Origin of the sequence: Streptomyces sp. NPDC048001 (assembly GCF_043203115.1) — a bacterium.
GTDB lineage: Bacteria > Actinomycetota > Actinomycetes > Streptomycetales > Streptomycetaceae > Streptomyces > Streptomyces sanyensis.
This window is the reverse complement of sequence record NZ_JBIDBN010000005.1, coordinates 404,869-419,820: the sequence shown is the minus strand read 5'-3', so window position 1 is coordinate 419,820 and position 14,952 is coordinate 404,869. Positions and strand designations below refer to the sequence as shown.

Below are 14,952 nucleotides of genomic sequence, written 5' to 3'. Positions count from 1 at the left end.
ATCACGTCACCGACCCAGCAGATTCAAAGATTACTCGCCGTTATGTGATGTGCGTCACTAAGGATCTCGTAAGGACCGTGGTAGACATGCGCCACTCCGCAGTCGGCGCGCCCCACGCGTCGGAGCAGAGTGGCCGGCTCCGCCGGTAGCAAGACCAGGGTGCCGACGGACCGGTCCGCGGCCCGCCGAGCACCACGGGTCGCCGAACGGACAACGGCGTTCGCTCCCAGCCCCGCACACCGACCGGTGTGGACACCCCTCCGCACACCGGCCCTGCGTCATCGAGGTAAGCCAACGTGTCACTTGAGTCCATGACCGAATCCGTCGACTCCGCCGTCAGCGGGTTCTTCGAGCCCGTAGCGAAGTGGCTCGGCGAAGTCGTCTTCTACTCGGTCCGCATCAACGGAACGGACCTCCCTCTGATCGTGGCCTGGCTCGTGGTGGCCGGTCTGGTCTTCTCCACCTGGTTCGGGTTCATCCAGATCCGCAAGTTCCGGCTCGCCGTGGACGTCGTCCGCGGCAAGTACGACGACAAGAACTCCGCCGGTGAGGTCAACCACTTCCAGGCCCTGACGGCCGCCGTCTCCGGCACCGTGGGCCTCGGCAACATCGCCGGTGTGGCCGTCGCCGTCTCCATCGGTGGCGCGGGCGCCACCTTCTGGATGATCCTCTGCGGCCTGCTCGGCATGGCCACCAAGTTCGTCGAGGTCACGCTGGGCGTGAAGTACCGAGAGGTGCACGCCGACGGCACCGTCTCGGGTGGCCCGATGCACTACCTGCGCAAGGGCCTGGTGGACCGGTTCGGTCCCGGCGGCAAGACCCTCGGCAAGATCCTCGCCGTGCTCGCCTCCGTCATGGTCCTCTTCTTCGGCCTCTTCGGCGGCAACCTGTTCCAGGTCAACCAGTCCTACGCCCAGCTCGTCTCCGTCACCGGTGGCGAGGACGGCCTGATGGGCTCCTCGACCGGCGCGCTGTTCTTCGGTCTGGCCATCGCCGCCCTGGTCGGCATCGTGCTGCTCGGCGGCATCCGCTCCATCGCCTCGGTCACCAGCCGCCTGGTGCCCGCCATGGCCGGCATCTACATCGTCGCCTGCCTCGTCGTGATCCTGGTCAACGTCACTGCCGTCCCGGCGGCCATCGGCACGATCATCGAGGGCGCCTTCAACCCCGAGGGCGTCGCGGGTGGTGTGATCGGTGCACTGATCATCGGCTTCAAGCGCGCCGCGTTCTCCAACGAGGCCGGTCTCGGCTCCGCCCCGATCGCGCACTCCGCGGTCAAGACCAAGCACCCCGCCAGCGAGGGCCTGGTCGCCCTGCTGGAGCCGTTCATCGACACCGTCGTCATCTGCACCATGACCGCGCTGACGATCGTCATCGCCAACCCCGCCAGCTGGGCCGAGGCGCGCAACGACCAGTCCATCGGCGGCGTGACCATCACCTCGGACGCCTTCGGCACCGTGATGCCGTGGTTCCCGTACATCCTCACCATCGCGGTGATGCTGTTCGCCATCTCCACGGTTCTCACCTGGGGTTACTACGGCCTGAAGTCCTGGACCTACCTCTTCGGCCGCAGCAAGGCCAGCGAGGTCACCTACAAGGCCATGTACACGGTGGTCGCGGTGGCGGGCTCGCTGCTGACGCTCAACACGCTGATCGACATGGCGGACGCGGTGCTCTTCATGCTCGCCGTCATCAACATCGTCGGCCTCTACCTCCTGGCCCCGATCGTCAAGCGGGAGCTGGACAAGTTCCTGGCCTACGTCAAGTCCCGCGATGCGGGCGAGCACGTCGACGGCGACGAGGACGAGGACGAGGAGCCGGCGAAGGCCACCGTCTGATCCTCTCCCGCCACACGGCCGAGAACGGGCCCGTCCCCCCGCACCCGCGGGGAGACGGGCCCGTCCCGTTCCCCCGGGTGCGCCGAGGAGCGCCGGGCCGGGAGGAGGGAGCCTCAGGCGCCGGGCGGCCCGGCGAGGAAGGCCGTGATCCGCTCCGCCACGCGCGGGCGGTCGGCGCCCCACCACACGAAGTGGCAGGCCGCCCCGCTCACCAGCAGCTCCGCCCCGGGGATCGCGGCCACCAGGGCCTCCGCGTGGCCGAAGGGCACGGAGCCGTCCCGGGGCGAGGCCACGACCAGCGTCGGCACCGCGACCGGGCGACCGGGCCCCGCCCCGGCCCGCAGCCAGGTCAGATCGTTGGCGAAGCCCGCGCCCGACCGCATGGACGCCATCAGCGCGGTCGCCTCCGCCCGCCCCTGCGGGCCGAGCCCGGCCAGCGCCCGGGCCGCCGTGCCGGTCGTCAGGTCGCGCAGCAGCACCCGCAGGGCCACCCCCGGGGCGCCGTGCACCAGCAGCCGGACAGCCCCCCAGGTCAGCGCCTCGACGCGGGGCCCGAAGAGCAGCCGCCCGACCGCGGCCGTCCGGCGGCCGGGCCAGGGCAGCGGGCCGACCGCCGACTCCAGCACCAGCCGCTCCACGAGTTCCGGATGGCGGGCCGCCATCGCCAGCGCGGTCGGGCCACCCGCCGACACCCCGACGCAGGCCGCCACCCGCCGTACCCCGAGACGCGCGCACAACTCCGCGGCCGCGTCCGCGAAGGCACCGGGGGCGGGGGCGGTGGTGACGGGCGTCGCCCCGTAGCCCGGCCGCGAGGGCACCAGCAGACTGCAGCCCGCCTCCCGGTAGACCTCCTCCCCCAGCGGCAGCCCGGCCCGCAGGTGACCGCCGTGGAAGACGAGCACGACCGGCCCGCCGCGCGGCTCCCACCGGTACTCCACCTCCCCCGCCCCCAGCACCATCCGCCCGGTGGCCTTCTCCCTCACGGCTCCCCCTCCGCCGACTCGTATGTGCACACGTCCGGAGGCCAGCATGGCCCGGCACTGCCCGGCGCGGCGGCTCCGGGGCGTCAGGGTCGTGTCAGGAACCGAGGCCCCCGCCGCGCCGAGCCACCGCCCAGGGCCCCCGCCGGGGCACCGGAGGACCGACCGGGCCCCGACAATTAGGGCATTCGACCCATTGACCACCGGGCTCGTGAAGCGTTCCATGGACATAAAGGAAAAATAAGGCGGCTGGCAGGAGGTGTGGCCCACCATGACCACCCGATCCGACATCGAACAGCACCCGGACGTCGCCGAGATGCGCTCCCGCTTCGAGCGGGCCACCTCGAACCCCACGGCCCAGTCGGTCGAGACCCTGGCGCTGATCACCGGCGTCTACCTCGCGGCGTCCCCGTGGATCGCCGGGTTCAGCGGTCTGACCGCCCTGGCCGTGACCAACCTGATCCTCGGCCTCGCCTACTGCGCCTGCATGGGCGGATTCGCCTCCGCCTACGAGCGCACCCATGCGATGGCGTGGACCGCCTGCGCGATCGGCGCGTTCACGATCATCTCCCCGTGGGTCGTCGCCGGGAGCGTCGACACCACCAGGACCGTCGTCAACAACGTGATCGTCGGTGCGGTCGCCCTCCTCTGCGGCCTGGCGATGGCCGCCGGCGGCCGTCGTGGACGCGGCGGCGCGTCCTTCGGCCCCTCCGCGATGAGCTGAGCGGCCTCCCGCCCGCTCCGCCCCGCGCACCCGCGAGGCCCCGGTCCCCCGGGGCCTCGCGGGCGCGCACCCGCCCGTCGCGGCTCGGGAGCACGGGCGCGCACCCCGCCCGTCGCGACTCAGGAACCGGGGCCGGGCATCCCGCCGCTCAGCCGCTCGCGGTCGTCCGGCCGGACCTGGATGACGAAGAGCGCGATCAGCGCGGCGATCACGGCGAGGACGGCCGCCACCACGAAGGCGGCCGAGACCCCGGCGCTGAGGACCTCGTCGCCCCAGGGCGGGGGCAGTTCACCGGTGCGCCGGAACAGCAGCCGCTCGGCCGGTCCGGCCTGCTCCAGGAAGGCCGGGACCTGGCGCTCGGCCTCCTCCGCGCTGACCGTTCCGAAGACCGTGACCAGGATCGACAGGCCCAGTGAACCGCCCACCTGCTGGGTGGCGTTCAGCAGCCCCGAGGCCGCACCCGATTCATGGTGCGGCACCCGGGAGAGGGCCATCAGGGTCAGGGACACGAACTGCATGCCCATGCCGAGGCTGAAGACCAGCATCGGCCCCAGGATGCTGCCCGCGTAGGTGGAGTGCACATCGGTCAGCGTGAGCCAGCCCAGGCCCGCGGCGGACAGCAGCGCACCGGTCACCATGAAGGGCTTGGGCCCGAACCGGGGCAGCAGCTGCGAGGCGGTCCCGGCGCCCACCGCGATCACGGCGCTGACGGGGAGGAAGGCGAGCCCGGCCCGCAGCGGGCTGAAGTCCAGGACGTTCTGGACGAACAGCGTGAGGAAGAAGAACATCCCGAACATCGCGGCGGCGAGGCAGAGCATCATGCCGTAGGTCCCGGCCCGGTTGCGGTCGGCGAACATGTGCAGCGGGGTGATGGGCTGGCGCGAGCGCCGCTCCACCGCGAGGAAGACCGTCAGCATCGCCACGGCCACGCCGAAGGACGCCAGGGTGACCGCGTCGCGCCAGCCGTCCTGGGCGGCGCGGATGAACCCGTAGACCAGGGCGGCCATCCCCAGGGTGGAGGTCAGCGCGCCGAGCAGGTCGAAGTGGCCGGGGTGCCGCTCGGACTCCCTGATGTAGCGCGGGACGGCCAGCACGATCAGCAGGCCGATGGGGACGTTGACGAACAGCACCCAGCGCCAGTCCAGCCACTCCACGAGCATCCCGCCCGCGAGCAGCCCGATGGCGCCGCCGCCCGCCGAGACCGCCGCGAACACACCGAAGGCCCGGTTGCGCTCGGGCCCCTCGCGGAAGGTGGTGGTGATCAGGGCGAGCGCGGTCGGGGAGGCGATCGCGCCGCCGACGCCCTGCAGGGACCGGGCCGCGAGGAGCTGGCCGGGGCTCTGGGCGAGGCCGCCCAGCAGCGAGGCGAGGACGAAGAGCAGCACACCGGAGACGAACACCCTGCGGCGTCCGAGGATGTCGCCCGCCCGGCCGCCGAGGAGCAGCAGACCGCCGAAGGTGAGGGTGTAGGCGTTCACCACCCACGACAGGCTGGTGGTGGAGAAGTCCAGCGCGGTCTGGATGTGGGGCAGGGCGATGTTCACGATGGTGATGTCGAGGACCACCATCAGCTGGCAGGAGGCGATGACCAGCAGGGCGATGTGTTTACGCCGGGCCTCCCCCGCGTCGTGACCGCGGACGGTCGGCGTGGCGGGCTGGGGGGTGGTCATGGCGCATCGTGTCCCGGACCGGGGATCCCCCGCCGGCCGGGTCCCCCGTTCGGCGGGTCGGTGGGCGGGGCGTCCACGGTACGACGTTAGGTCCGGCCCTTCGGGGCCACCACTCGATCTTCGCCGGGTGACCGGGGGATCCCGGTCCGCGACCGGGGACGGCGCCCGGGACCGTGCGCCCCTCCGCGCCCCGCGGGCCCGCGCACCGCCCGGTCACGGCAGCACGGCGGTCCCGCCGGTCCCGACCGCCCGGTCACGGCAGCACGGCGGTCCCGTCGATCTCGACCAGGCACTCCTCGTCCCACAGCCGGACCACCCCGACGACGGCCATGGCCGGGTAGTCCCGTCCGGCCAGGCGCCGCCAGAGGCGGCCGAGTTCCCCCGTGTGCGCCCGGTAGTCGGCCACGTCGGTGGCGTAGACCGTGACCCGGGCGAGGTCGTGCGGGGTGCCGCCGGCCGCGGCGAGGGCGGCGAGCAGGTTGGTCAGCGCCGTCTCGAACTGCTCGGGCAGCGTGGCGCCGACGACCCTGCCCTCCGTGTCCAGCGCGGTCTGGCCGGCGAGGAACACCAGCCGGGTGCCGCTGGCGGTGACGGCGTGGGAGAAGCCGGTGGGAGGCGAGAGTTCGGCGGGGTTGTGGCGCTGGAGGGTCATGTGGCGGTCTCCTCGGGGCGGGCGCCGGGTCCGGCGGAGTAGAGCTCCCTGGCGATGACGGTGCGCTGGACCTCGGTGGCGCCCTCGTAGATCCGGGGAGCCCGTACCTCGCGGTAGAGGTGCTCCAGGAGGTGGCCGCGACGCAGTGCCGCCGCGCCGTGGAGCTGGACGGCCGCGTCCACCACGTACTGCGCGGTCTCGGTGGCGAACAGCTTGGCCATCGCGGAGCGCCGCGGCACCCCGGGCGCGCCCTCGTCGTAGGCCGAGGCCGCGGCGTACACCAGCAGCCGTGCGGCCTCGGTGCGGGTGGCCATCTCCGCGGTGGTGTGGGCGACGGACTGGAGGTCCTTCAGCGCGCCGCCGAAGGCGCGGCGGTCGGCCGTGTGGGCGAGCGCGGCGTCCAGCGCGGCCTGCGCCATGCCGACGGCGAAGGCGCCGACGCTGGGACGGAAGCGGTTGAGCGTGTCCATCGCCACCCGGAAGCCCCCGTCCGGGGCGCCGAGCACGTCCTCGCGGGAGACGGGCACCTCGTCGAAGGAGAGGGTCCCGATCGGGTGGGGGGAGAGCATGTCGAGGGCGCTCCCCGTGAGCCCGGGCCGGTCGGCGGGGACGAGGAAGGCGGTGACGCCGCGGGCCCCGGCGCCCTCGGTGGTGCGGGCGAAGACGGAGTAGAAGTCGGCCTCGGGGGCGTTGGAGATCCAGCACTTCTCCCCGCTCAGCCGCCAGCCGCGGCCGTCCGGGCGGGCCTTGAGGGCCAGGGCGGCGGCGTCCGATCCGGCACCGCGCTCACTCAGCGCGAAGGCCGCCACCGCGCGCCCGGCCGCCACCTCGGGGAGCCAGCGGGCCCGCTGGGCTTCGGTACCGGCCCGGACCACGGGCGAGGCGCCCAGCCCCTGGAGGGCGAGCGCGGTCTCGGCCTCGGTGCAGGCGTAGGCCAGGGACTCGCGCAGCAGGCACAGTTCGAGGGCGTCCGCCGCCACGAGGCATTCCAGGAGGCCGAGTTCGCCGAGGGCCGCGACCAGGGGGCGGTTGACCTGCCCGGGTTCGCCCTGCTCGGCCAGGGGGAGCAGCTGCTCCCGGGCGAGGGTGCGCAGCTGCGCGCACCGGGCGAGCTGCTCGGGATCGAGTGAGAATGCGGGCATGCGCGGCCCCTCCTGCGGCGGTCGGGACCGGGCACCAGACGCCCGGCCCGGCTTTCACCCGCACGGTATCGCGGAGTGTTGACTGTCGTCACCATAGCGATACGCTCCAGCAGTGGCCGCTTCCCGCCCGCCGGGCGGAGTACCGGCCCGCGCCCGCCCGCGACCGCCCCGGGAGCCGCACCCGGTCACCACGCTGCACGCCGGGCCCGGGCGCCGCACCCCGGGGCGGCGTCCGCGCACCCCACCGAACGCTTCGCTACCCCACCACCCACCAGGGGGCGAGACCATGGAGCTGACACCCTCGGCCCACCTCGACACCTTTCCGCGCGACCATCTGCCGCCCCCGGGCACCTGGCCGGACCTGCTGCACGAACTGCCCGGGCTGCGCTACCCCGAACGGCTGAACAGCGCGGCGGAGCTGCTGGACGGCACGATCACCCGGCACGGCGGCGGGCGGCCCGCCTTCCGCGGCGCCGACGGCACGGTGTGGTCCTACGCCGAACTGCGGTCCCGGGTCGACCGGATCGCCGCGGTGCTCACCGGGGAGCTGGGCGTGGTGCCGGGGAACCGGGTCCTGCTGCGGGGGCCGACGACGCCCCACCTGGCCGCGTGCTGGCTCGCCGTGCTGAAGGCGGGGGCGGTCGCGGTCACCGTCCTGGCCCAGCAGCGGGCGGGCGAGCTGCGGACGGTCTGCGAGATCGCCCGGGTGGGGCACGCCCTGTGCGACGCGCGCTCCCTGGGCGAGCTGGCCGCGGCGGCCGTCCCCGGACTGCGGGTCACCTCCTTCGGCGGCGGGGGCGCCGACGACCTGCTCACCCTCGCCGAAAGGGCCCCCGACCGGCCGTTCCGGGCCGTGGACACCGCCGCCGACGACGTGGCGCTCATCGCCTTCACCTCCGGCACCACGGGGCGCCCCAAGGGGTGCATGCACTTCCACCGGGACCTGCTCGCCGTCGCCGACACCTTCTCGGCCGAGGTGCTGCGTCCGGAGCCCGGGGACCTCTTCGCGGGCAGCCCCCCGCTGGGGTTCACCTTCGGGCTCGGCGGGCTGGTCCTGTTCCCGCTGCGGGCGGGTGCCTGCTCGCTGCTGCTGGAGCAGGCCGGGCCCGCTCAGCTGCTCGCGGCGATCGCCCGCCACCGGGTGTCCGTGCTGTTCACCGCGCCGACCGCGTACCGGGTGATGCTCGACGAGCTCGACGGGCACGACCTGGGCTCGCTGCGCCGCTGCGTGTCGGCGGGCGAGAACCTGCCCGAGGCCACCTGGCGGCGGTGGTACGAACGCACCGGTCTGCGCCTGATCAACGGCATCGGCGCCACGGAGCTGCTGCACATCTTCATCGCCTCCGCCGACGAGGGCATCCGGCCCGGCACCACCGGCGTCCCGGTGCCCGGCTGGCAGGCCCGGGTGGTGGACGCCGAGGGCGTCCCGGTGCCGGACGGCGCACCGGGGTGGCTGGCGGTGCGCGGCCCGGTGGGCTGCCGCTACCTCGCCGACCCCCGCCAGCGGGAGTACGTGCGCGGAGGCTGGAACATCACCGGCGACACCTATGTGCGCGAGCCGGACGGCTGGTTCCGGTACGTCGCCCGTGCCGACGACATGATCGTCTCGGCCGGGTACAACATCGCGGGTCCGGAGGTCGAGGAGGCACTGCTGCACCACCCCGACGTGGCGGAGGCCGCCGTGGTGGGCCGTCCCGACGAACTCCGGGGCCAGATCGCCACCGCGTACGTGGTGCTGCGCGAGGGCGCGTCTGCCGGCAAGGACACCGAGGAGGCGCTGGCCGAGGCGGTGAAGGAGCGGCTGGCCCCGTACAAGTGCCCGCGGGCCTTCGTGTTCCTGGACGCCCTGCCGCGTACGCCCACGGGCAAGCTCCAGCGGTTCCGGCTGCGCGGCCTAGAGTGAGCGCGTGGCCGAGCAGCACACCCCCCGATCCCTGATCGTCACCCTGTACGGCGCCTACGGGCGCGAGCGACCGGGCCCCTTCGCCGTGGCCGAGCTGATCCGGCTGCTCGGCGCGCTGGACGTGGACGCCCCCTCGGTGCGCTCCTCCGTCTCGCGGCTGAAGCGGCGCGGACTGCTGGTGCCCGAGCGCACCGCCTCGGGCGCCGCCGGGTACGCGCTGTCCGCCGACGCCCGCCAGCTGCTGGACGACGGGGACCGCCGGATCTTCGCCGGCTCCCCCGCCGATCCGGGCGAGGGCTGGGTGCTGGCCGTGTTCTCCGTCCCCGAGGCCGAACGCGCCAAGCGCCATCTGCTGCGCTCCCGGCTGGCCCGGCTGGGGTTCGGGACGGCGGCGCCCGGGGTGTGGATCGCCCCGGCGCGGCTGGCCGAGGAGACGCGGCACACGCTGCTCCGGCTCCGGCTGGACGCCTACGTCGACCTGTTCCGCGCCGAGCACCTGGGGTTCGCCCCGACGGCCGAGGCGGTGGGGCGCTGGTGGGACCTGCCGGCCATCGCCAAGCAGCACGAGGAGTTCCTGGGGCTCCATGAGCCGGTCCTGCGCGTCTGGGAGGAGCGCGGGGACCCCGGTGCGCGTCCCCGGGACGCCTACCGGGACTACCTGACCGCGCTCGACCTGTGGCGCCGCCTGCCGTACGCGGACCCCGGGCTGCCCGCGGAGCTGCTGCCGCAGGGCTGGCCGGGTGCCCGGTCCGCGGCCGTCTTCACCGCGCTGCACGGGCTGCTGCGGGACCCGGGGGCGGCCTTCGTGCGGGCGTGAGGGCGGTCCGCGCGGACGGGAGGGGCCGGTCGGGCGGCCGGGTTGGTCCCCGCCCCGGCGGTCAGGGCAGGGTCAGACGGGGCTTGGGCCCGTCGGTGCGGCCGGTGGGCGGGGTGCGGCTGCCCGCCCGGTAGGGCAGGGGCCAGACGGCCCCCTCGCCCGTGTACCCCTGCTCCGCGGCGGCGTGCAGGGTCCAGTGCGGGTCGTACAGGTGCGGGCGGGCCAGCGCGCAGAGGTCGGCGCGGCCGGCCAGCAGGATCGAGTTGACGTCGTCCCAGGAGGAGATCGCGCCCACCGCGATGACCGGCACGCCCGCCTCGTTGCGGATCCGGTCGGCGAACGGGGTCTGGTAGGAGCGGCCGAACTCGGGGCGCTCCTCGGGGACGACCTGGCCGGTGGAGACGTCCACGGCGTCGGCGCCGTGCGCGGCGAAGGCCCGGGCGAGGTCCACGGCGTCGTCGGCGGTGGTGCCGCCGCGCGCCCAGTCGGTCGCGGAGATCCGCACCGTCATCGGCCGTTCGGCCGGCCAGACCTCCCGCACGGCCTCGAAGACCTCCAGCGGGAAGCGCAGCCGCCGCTCCGGCGAGCCCCCGTAGGCGTCGGTGCGGCGGTTGGTCAGCGGGGAGAGGAAGCCGGACAGCAGGTACCCGTGCGCGCAGTGGAGTTCGAGGAGGTCGAAGCCGCCGCGTACCGCCCGGCGGGCGGCGGCGGTGAACTGCTCGCGGATCCGGGCCAGTCCGGCGCGGTCGAGGGCGTGCGGCACCTGGTTGACGCCGGGCCGGTAGGGCAGCGCCGAGGCCGCGCCGAGCGGCCAGTTGCCCGCGTCCAGGGGCTGGTCGATGCCCTCCCACATGCGCTTGGTGGAGCCCTTGCGCCCCGAGTGGCCGAGCTGCACGCCGATGGCCGTGCCGGGCGCCTGCCGGTGGACGAAGTCGGTGACGCGCCGCCAGGCCGCCGCCTGCTCCTGGGTGTAGAGCCCGGTGCAGCCGGGGGTGATGCGGCCCTCGGCGCTGACGCAGACCATCTCGGTCATCACCAGCCCGGCCCCGCCGAGGGCCCGTGCCCCCAGGTGGACGAGGTGGAACTCGCCCGGCAGCCCGTCCTCGGCCGTGTACATGTCCATCGGCGAGACGACCACGCGGTTGCGCAGGGTCAGCCCGCGCAACCGGAAGGGGGTGAACATCGGCGGGGTGCCGGGCGGGCAGCCGAACTCGTCCTCCACCGCGGTGGTGAAGGCGGCGTCCCGCAGCCTGAGGTTGGCGTGGGTGATCCGGCGGCTGCGGGTGAGCAGGTCGAAGGCGAACTGGCGCGGGGGCCTGTCCAGATGGGTGGCGATCTCCTCGAACCAGCGCAGGCTGGCGGCGGCCGCGCGCTGGGTGGACTCCACCACCGGGCGGCGCTCCTCCTCGTAGGCGGCGAGCGCGGCCGTCAGGCCGGGGTGCTCCTCGATACAGGCGGCCAGCGCCAGGGCGTCCTCCACGGCGAGCTTGGTGCCGGAGCCGATGGAGAAGTGCGCGGTGTGGGCGGCGTCGCCGAGGAGTACCACGGTGCCGTCCGACCAGCGCTCGTTGACCACGGTGCGGAAGGCGGTCCAGGCGGAGGAGTTGCCCCGCAGCGCACTGCCGCCGAGCGGCCCGGCGAAGATCTCCGCGCAGCGGGCCGCCGAGCGGGCCTCGTCCATGGCGTCGAAGCCGGCCGCCCGCCAGACCTCCTCGCGCATCTCGACGATGACGGTGGAGGAGTCCTCGGCGTAGGGGTAGCCGTGCAGCTGCATCACGCCGTGCCGGGTCTCGGCGATATCGAAGCGGAAGGCGGGGAAGGCGGTGTCCGCGGCCAGCCAGATGTAGCGGCAGCGGTGGGTGGTCACCCGGGGCCGGAACACCTCGGCGCGGGCCTCGCGGGTGGCGCTGTGGACCCCGTCGGCGGCGATCACCAGATCGTGGCGGGCGGCCAGTTCGGCGGTGGGCGGGGCAGGGGTGCCGAAGCGGAGCCGGACGCCGAGCGAGGCGCAGCGCCGGTGCAGGATCCCCAGCAGCCGTCGGCGGCCGAGGGCGGCGAAGCCGTGCCCGCCGGAGGTGTGGCGGTGCCCGCGGTGGGTGATCTCGATGTCGTCCCAGCGGACGAAGTCCTCGCTGAGGGCGCGGTGGACGACGGGGTCGGCGTGCTCGATGCCGCCGAGGGTCTCGTCGGAGAGCACCACGCCGAAGCCGAAGGTCTCCTCGGGGGCGTTGCGCTCCCAGACGGTGACCTCGCGGCGCGGGTCGAGCCGTTTCAGCAGGGCGGCGGCGTAGAGCCCGCCGGGCCCGCCGCCGACGACGGCCACGCGCAGCGGGGGCGCACCGGCCGTCCCCGGCGCGGGGGCGGCACCGGGTGCGGGGGCCGGCGGGGCGGCGGTCATCAGCGGCCCTCCCAGCGCGGCGGGCGCTTCTCGGCGAAGGCGGCATGGAACTCGGCGTAGTCGCGGCCGTTCATCAGCAGCGCCTGGGTGGCCGCGTCCATCTCCACGGCCGCGGCGAGGGGCATGTCCAGTTCCGCGGTGAGCAGGGCCTTGGTCTGGGCGAGGGCGAGGGAGGGGCCGTCTGCCAGGCGGCGGGCGAGGGCGGCCGCCCGGGCCGGGGCCTGCCCCTCTTCGGCGAGTTCGCTCACGAGGCCGATGCGCTCGGCCTCGGGGGCGCGGACGGGCTCCCCGAGCATCAGCAGCCGGGTGGCGTGGCCCAGCCCGACGGTACGGGGCAGCAGGTAGGCGGCGCCCATGTCGCCGCCGGAGAGGCCGACCCGGGTGAAGAGGAAGGCGAAGCGGGCGGACGGGTCGGCGACCCGGAAGTCGGCGGCGAGGGCGAGCACCGCACCGGCTCCGGCGGCGACGCCGTGGACGGCGGCGACCACGGGGAACGGGCACTCGCGGATCGCGCGTACCACCTGACCGGTCATCCGGTTGAAGTCGAGGAGTTCGGCGGTGTCCATGGACAGGGTGGCGCCGATGATCTCGTCCACGTCCCCGCCGGAGCAGAAGCCGCGGCCCTCGCCGCCCAGGACCAGCGCGCGGACGGAGCGCTCCCGGGAGAGTTCCGCGAGCAGGTCGCGCAGGTCCGCGTAGGCGCCGAAGGTGAGGGCGTTGAGCTTCTCCGGGCGGGCGAGGGTGACCGTGGCGACTCCGTCGTCCCTGGTCAGCCGCAGATGGTGCCACTTCTCGGTGGGCTGTGCGGAACCGGTAAAGGGACTCATCGAGTGCTCCTTCGGCGGGCGGTCTGCTGCTGCCTGCCCCGAAGCTATCACTTGTTCCTGACTGTCGTCACGAGTGCGCTATACGCTGCTCGGGGGAGGCGGGCCGCCGCGGACGGCGGCCCGGGACGGCACAGGACCGTGACAGTGCGGCGATCCGGTAGCGGTTCCGGCACGACCCGGCACCGGGCACCTCCCGAGCGGGCCCGCGCCCGGGAAGCGCGCCTACGGTGGGGCGACGACCACCAGCGAACGGAGCGGCGCCGTGCTCCACGAACCGGTTTCCCCGCCTTCCGCGCCCGCGGGCCCTCCGCCCGCCGCCCGGCGCCTCACCCTCCCCCACGCCCCCGTGGCGGTGCCCCTCGCCCGGGCGGCGGTCAGGGCGGCACTGGCGGCGGCGGGGATCCCGGCGGACCGCGACACGGCGGAGCTGCTGACGGCGGAGCTCGTCGCCAACGCGGTGGAGCACACCCCGGGCGGGACGCCCATCGAGCTGGTGGTGGAGACACTCCCCCGGGGCTGCCGGGTGGAGGTCCGCGACGCGGGGCCGCCGCTGCCCGACCCGGCCCCCCGCACGGGGGCGCTCTGGCGGGAGGACGGCCGCGGGCTGGTGCTGCTCAGGGCTCTCAGCGCCACCCACGGCCACCGCTGCACGGAGGGCGGCAAGGCGGTGTGGTTCACCCTGTCCGCACGACGCTGAGGGCCGAGGGCACCCCCGGCGACGGAGGGCCCACGGCCCGCGCGAAGCGCCCGGCGAGGGCGGCACCGACCCGGGAGGTCCGGGCGCAGGGGCGGGGTCCGGCCGCGGGGGCGGGGGTCCGGCACCCCGGGGCAGGGTCCCGGCCGCGGGGGCCCACGCGACCCCGGGGGGAGTCGGGAGCGGGCTCAGGGGGCGGCGAGGGTGGCCACCATGACCGCCTTGATCGTGTGCATCCGGTTCTCCGCCTCGTCGAAGACCACCGAGTGCGGGGACTCGAAGACCTCGTCCGAGACCTCCAGCTCGGTGAGCCCGTGGCTCTCGTGGATCTCCCTGGCCACCTCCGTGCCCAGGTCGTGGAAGGCGGGCAGGCAGTGGAGGAACCGCACGTCCGGGTTGCCCGTCGCCCGCAGGACGTCCATGGTGACGGCGTAGGGCGACAGGGCCTTGATGCGCTCGGCCCAGACCTCCTTCGGCTCGCCCATCGACACCCACACGTCCGTGGCGACGAACCCGGCCCCGCGGACCCCTTCGGCGATGTCCTCGGTCAGGGTGATGCGCGCACCGCTGACCGCCGCGGCCTCGCGGGCGGCCGCCACCACCTCGGGCTCGGGCCAGTAGGACTCGGGGGCCACGATCCGCACGTCCATGCCCAGCAGCGCCCCGGTGACCAGGTAGGAGTTGCCCATGTTGAAGCGCGCGTCGCCGAGGTAGGCGAGGGAGACCTCCTCCAGCGGGCCGGCGCTGTGCTCGGTGATGGTGAGGACGTCGGCGAGCATCTGCGTCGGGTGCCAGCGGTCGGTGAGGCCGTTGTAGACGGGCACGCCCGCGTGCTGCGCCAGCTCCTCGACGGTGCCCTGGGCGTCGCCCCGGAACTCGATGGCGTCGAACATCCTGCCGAGCACGCGCGCGGTGTCCCGGACGGACTCCTTGCGGCCGATGTGCGCACCCGAGGGGTCGATATAGGTGGTCGAGGCGCCCTGGTCCGCGGCCGCCACCTCGAAGGCGCAGCGGGTGCGCGTGGACGCCTTCTCGAAGATCAGGGCGATGTTCCTGCCGCACAGGCGCCGCTCCTCGGCGCCCGCCCGCTTCGCGGCCTTGAGCTCGGCGGCCAGGGCGACCAGCCCGCGGAACTCCTCGGCCGTGAAGTCCAGCTCCTTGAGGAAGTGGCGGCCTGCGAGATGAAGGGCCATGGGTGATGCTCCAGGGATGCGCGTCGCGGCGAGGGACGATGGAAGTCTATACGAAGCACTGCATCTATATACAGCCCCCTGGGGCCCGGGAACCCGCTCGCCTCCGGGCGGCCC

Annotated in this window: 12 protein-coding genes; 5 read left to right on the top strand and 7 right to left on the bottom strand. The window is 74.4% G+C overall.

The genetic code is table 11. The annotated features are described in order from the left end of the window. The first annotated feature begins 296 nt into the window (after positions 1-296). The gene (locus ACGF15_RS12230) at positions 297-1,838 is read left to right on the top strand and encodes an alanine/glycine:cation symporter family protein (protein ID WP_392798263.1); all 1,542 of its coding nucleotides are present in this window, start codon (positions 297-299) and stop codon (positions 1,836-1,838) included. Between the two features lie 113 nt (positions 1,839-1,951). Here the strand turns inward: ACGF15_RS12230 and ACGF15_RS12225 are convergent, their stop codons facing one another. After that, the gene (locus ACGF15_RS12225; RefSeq protein WP_392798260.1) at positions 1,952-2,821 is read right to left on the bottom strand and encodes an alpha/beta fold hydrolase; all 870 of its coding nucleotides are present in this window, start codon (positions 2,819-2,821) and stop codon (positions 1,952-1,954) included. Between the two features lie 268 nt (positions 2,822-3,089). Between ACGF15_RS12225 and ACGF15_RS12220 the strand changes: the two genes are divergently transcribed. Continuing rightward, complete coding sequence (locus ACGF15_RS12220) at positions 3,090-3,542, top strand: SPW repeat protein (protein ID WP_345609527.1); 453 nt, start codon at positions 3,090-3,092, stop codon at positions 3,540-3,542. Positions 3,543-3,661: 119 nt separating this feature from the next. Here ACGF15_RS12220 and ACGF15_RS12215 read toward each other — a convergent pair whose 3' ends face one another. The 3 genes from ACGF15_RS12215 to ACGF15_RS12205 all read right to left on the bottom strand — a co-directional run bounded on the left by ACGF15_RS12215 (position 3,662) and on the right by ACGF15_RS12205 (position 7,006). Next, positions 3,662-5,212 carry an MFS transporter gene (locus ACGF15_RS12215; protein ID WP_392798257.1) on the bottom strand — a complete coding sequence of 517 codons (1,551 nt, stop codon included), beginning with the start codon at positions 5,210-5,212 and terminating at the stop codon, positions 3,662-3,664. Between the two features lie 253 nt (positions 5,213-5,465). Beyond that, positions 5,466-5,864 (bottom strand): RidA family protein, encoded by a 399-nt coding sequence (locus ACGF15_RS12210; RefSeq protein ID WP_362615538.1) that lies wholly within the window; start codon positions 5,862-5,864, stop codon positions 5,466-5,468. Next, positions 5,861-7,006 carry an acyl-CoA dehydrogenase family protein gene (locus tag ACGF15_RS12205; RefSeq protein WP_362615540.1) on the bottom strand — a complete coding sequence of 382 codons (1,146 nt, stop codon included), beginning with the start codon at positions 7,004-7,006 and terminating at the stop codon, positions 5,861-5,863. Before ACGF15_RS12205 ends, ACGF15_RS12210 begins: the two co-directional genes overlap by 4 nt. Before the next feature lie 286 nt (positions 7,007-7,292). Here ACGF15_RS12205 and ACGF15_RS12200 point away from each other — a divergent pair, with 286 nt between their 5' ends. Together ACGF15_RS12200 and ACGF15_RS12195 are read left to right on the top strand one after the other, a co-directional pair. Next, positions 7,293-8,909 carry an AMP-binding protein gene (locus ACGF15_RS12200; protein ID WP_392798252.1) on the top strand — a complete coding sequence of 539 codons (1,617 nt, stop codon included), beginning with the start codon at positions 7,293-7,295 and terminating at the stop codon, positions 8,907-8,909. Positions 8,910-8,913: 4 nt separating this feature from the next. Continuing rightward, the gene (locus ACGF15_RS12195; protein ID WP_362614128.1) at positions 8,914-9,726 is read left to right on the top strand and encodes a PaaX family transcriptional regulator C-terminal domain-containing protein; all 813 of its coding nucleotides are present in this window, start codon (positions 8,914-8,916) and stop codon (positions 9,724-9,726) included. 61 nt (positions 9,727-9,787) lie between these two features. Here ACGF15_RS12195 and ACGF15_RS12190 read toward each other — a convergent pair whose 3' ends face one another. Both ACGF15_RS12190 and ACGF15_RS12185 read right to left on the bottom strand, forming a co-directional pair. Further along, a complete protein-coding gene (locus ACGF15_RS12190) occupies positions 9,788-12,124 on the bottom strand; it encodes a bifunctional salicylyl-CoA 5-hydroxylase/oxidoreductase (protein WP_392798249.1) in 2,337 nt (778 codons plus the stop codon). Beyond that, entirely contained in the window at positions 12,124-12,951 is an 828-nt protein-coding gene (locus ACGF15_RS12185; RefSeq protein WP_392798246.1) for an enoyl-CoA hydratase family protein, read from the bottom strand. Before ACGF15_RS12185 ends, ACGF15_RS12190 begins: the two co-directional genes overlap by 1 nt. 262 nt (positions 12,952-13,213) lie before the next feature. Between ACGF15_RS12185 and ACGF15_RS12180 the strand changes: the two genes are divergently transcribed. Next, positions 13,214-13,648, top strand: a complete 435-nt coding sequence (locus ACGF15_RS12180) for an ATP-binding protein (RefSeq protein ID WP_392798243.1) — start codon at positions 13,214-13,216, stop codon at positions 13,646-13,648. A gap of 185 nt (positions 13,649-13,833) precedes the next feature. Here the strand turns inward: ACGF15_RS12180 and argF are convergent, their stop codons facing one another. Then, positions 13,834-14,838, bottom strand: a complete 1,005-nt coding sequence (argF, locus tag ACGF15_RS12175) for an ornithine carbamoyltransferase (protein ID WP_392798240.1) — start codon at positions 14,836-14,838, stop codon at positions 13,834-13,836. Positions 14,839-14,952: the final 114 nt, after the last annotated feature.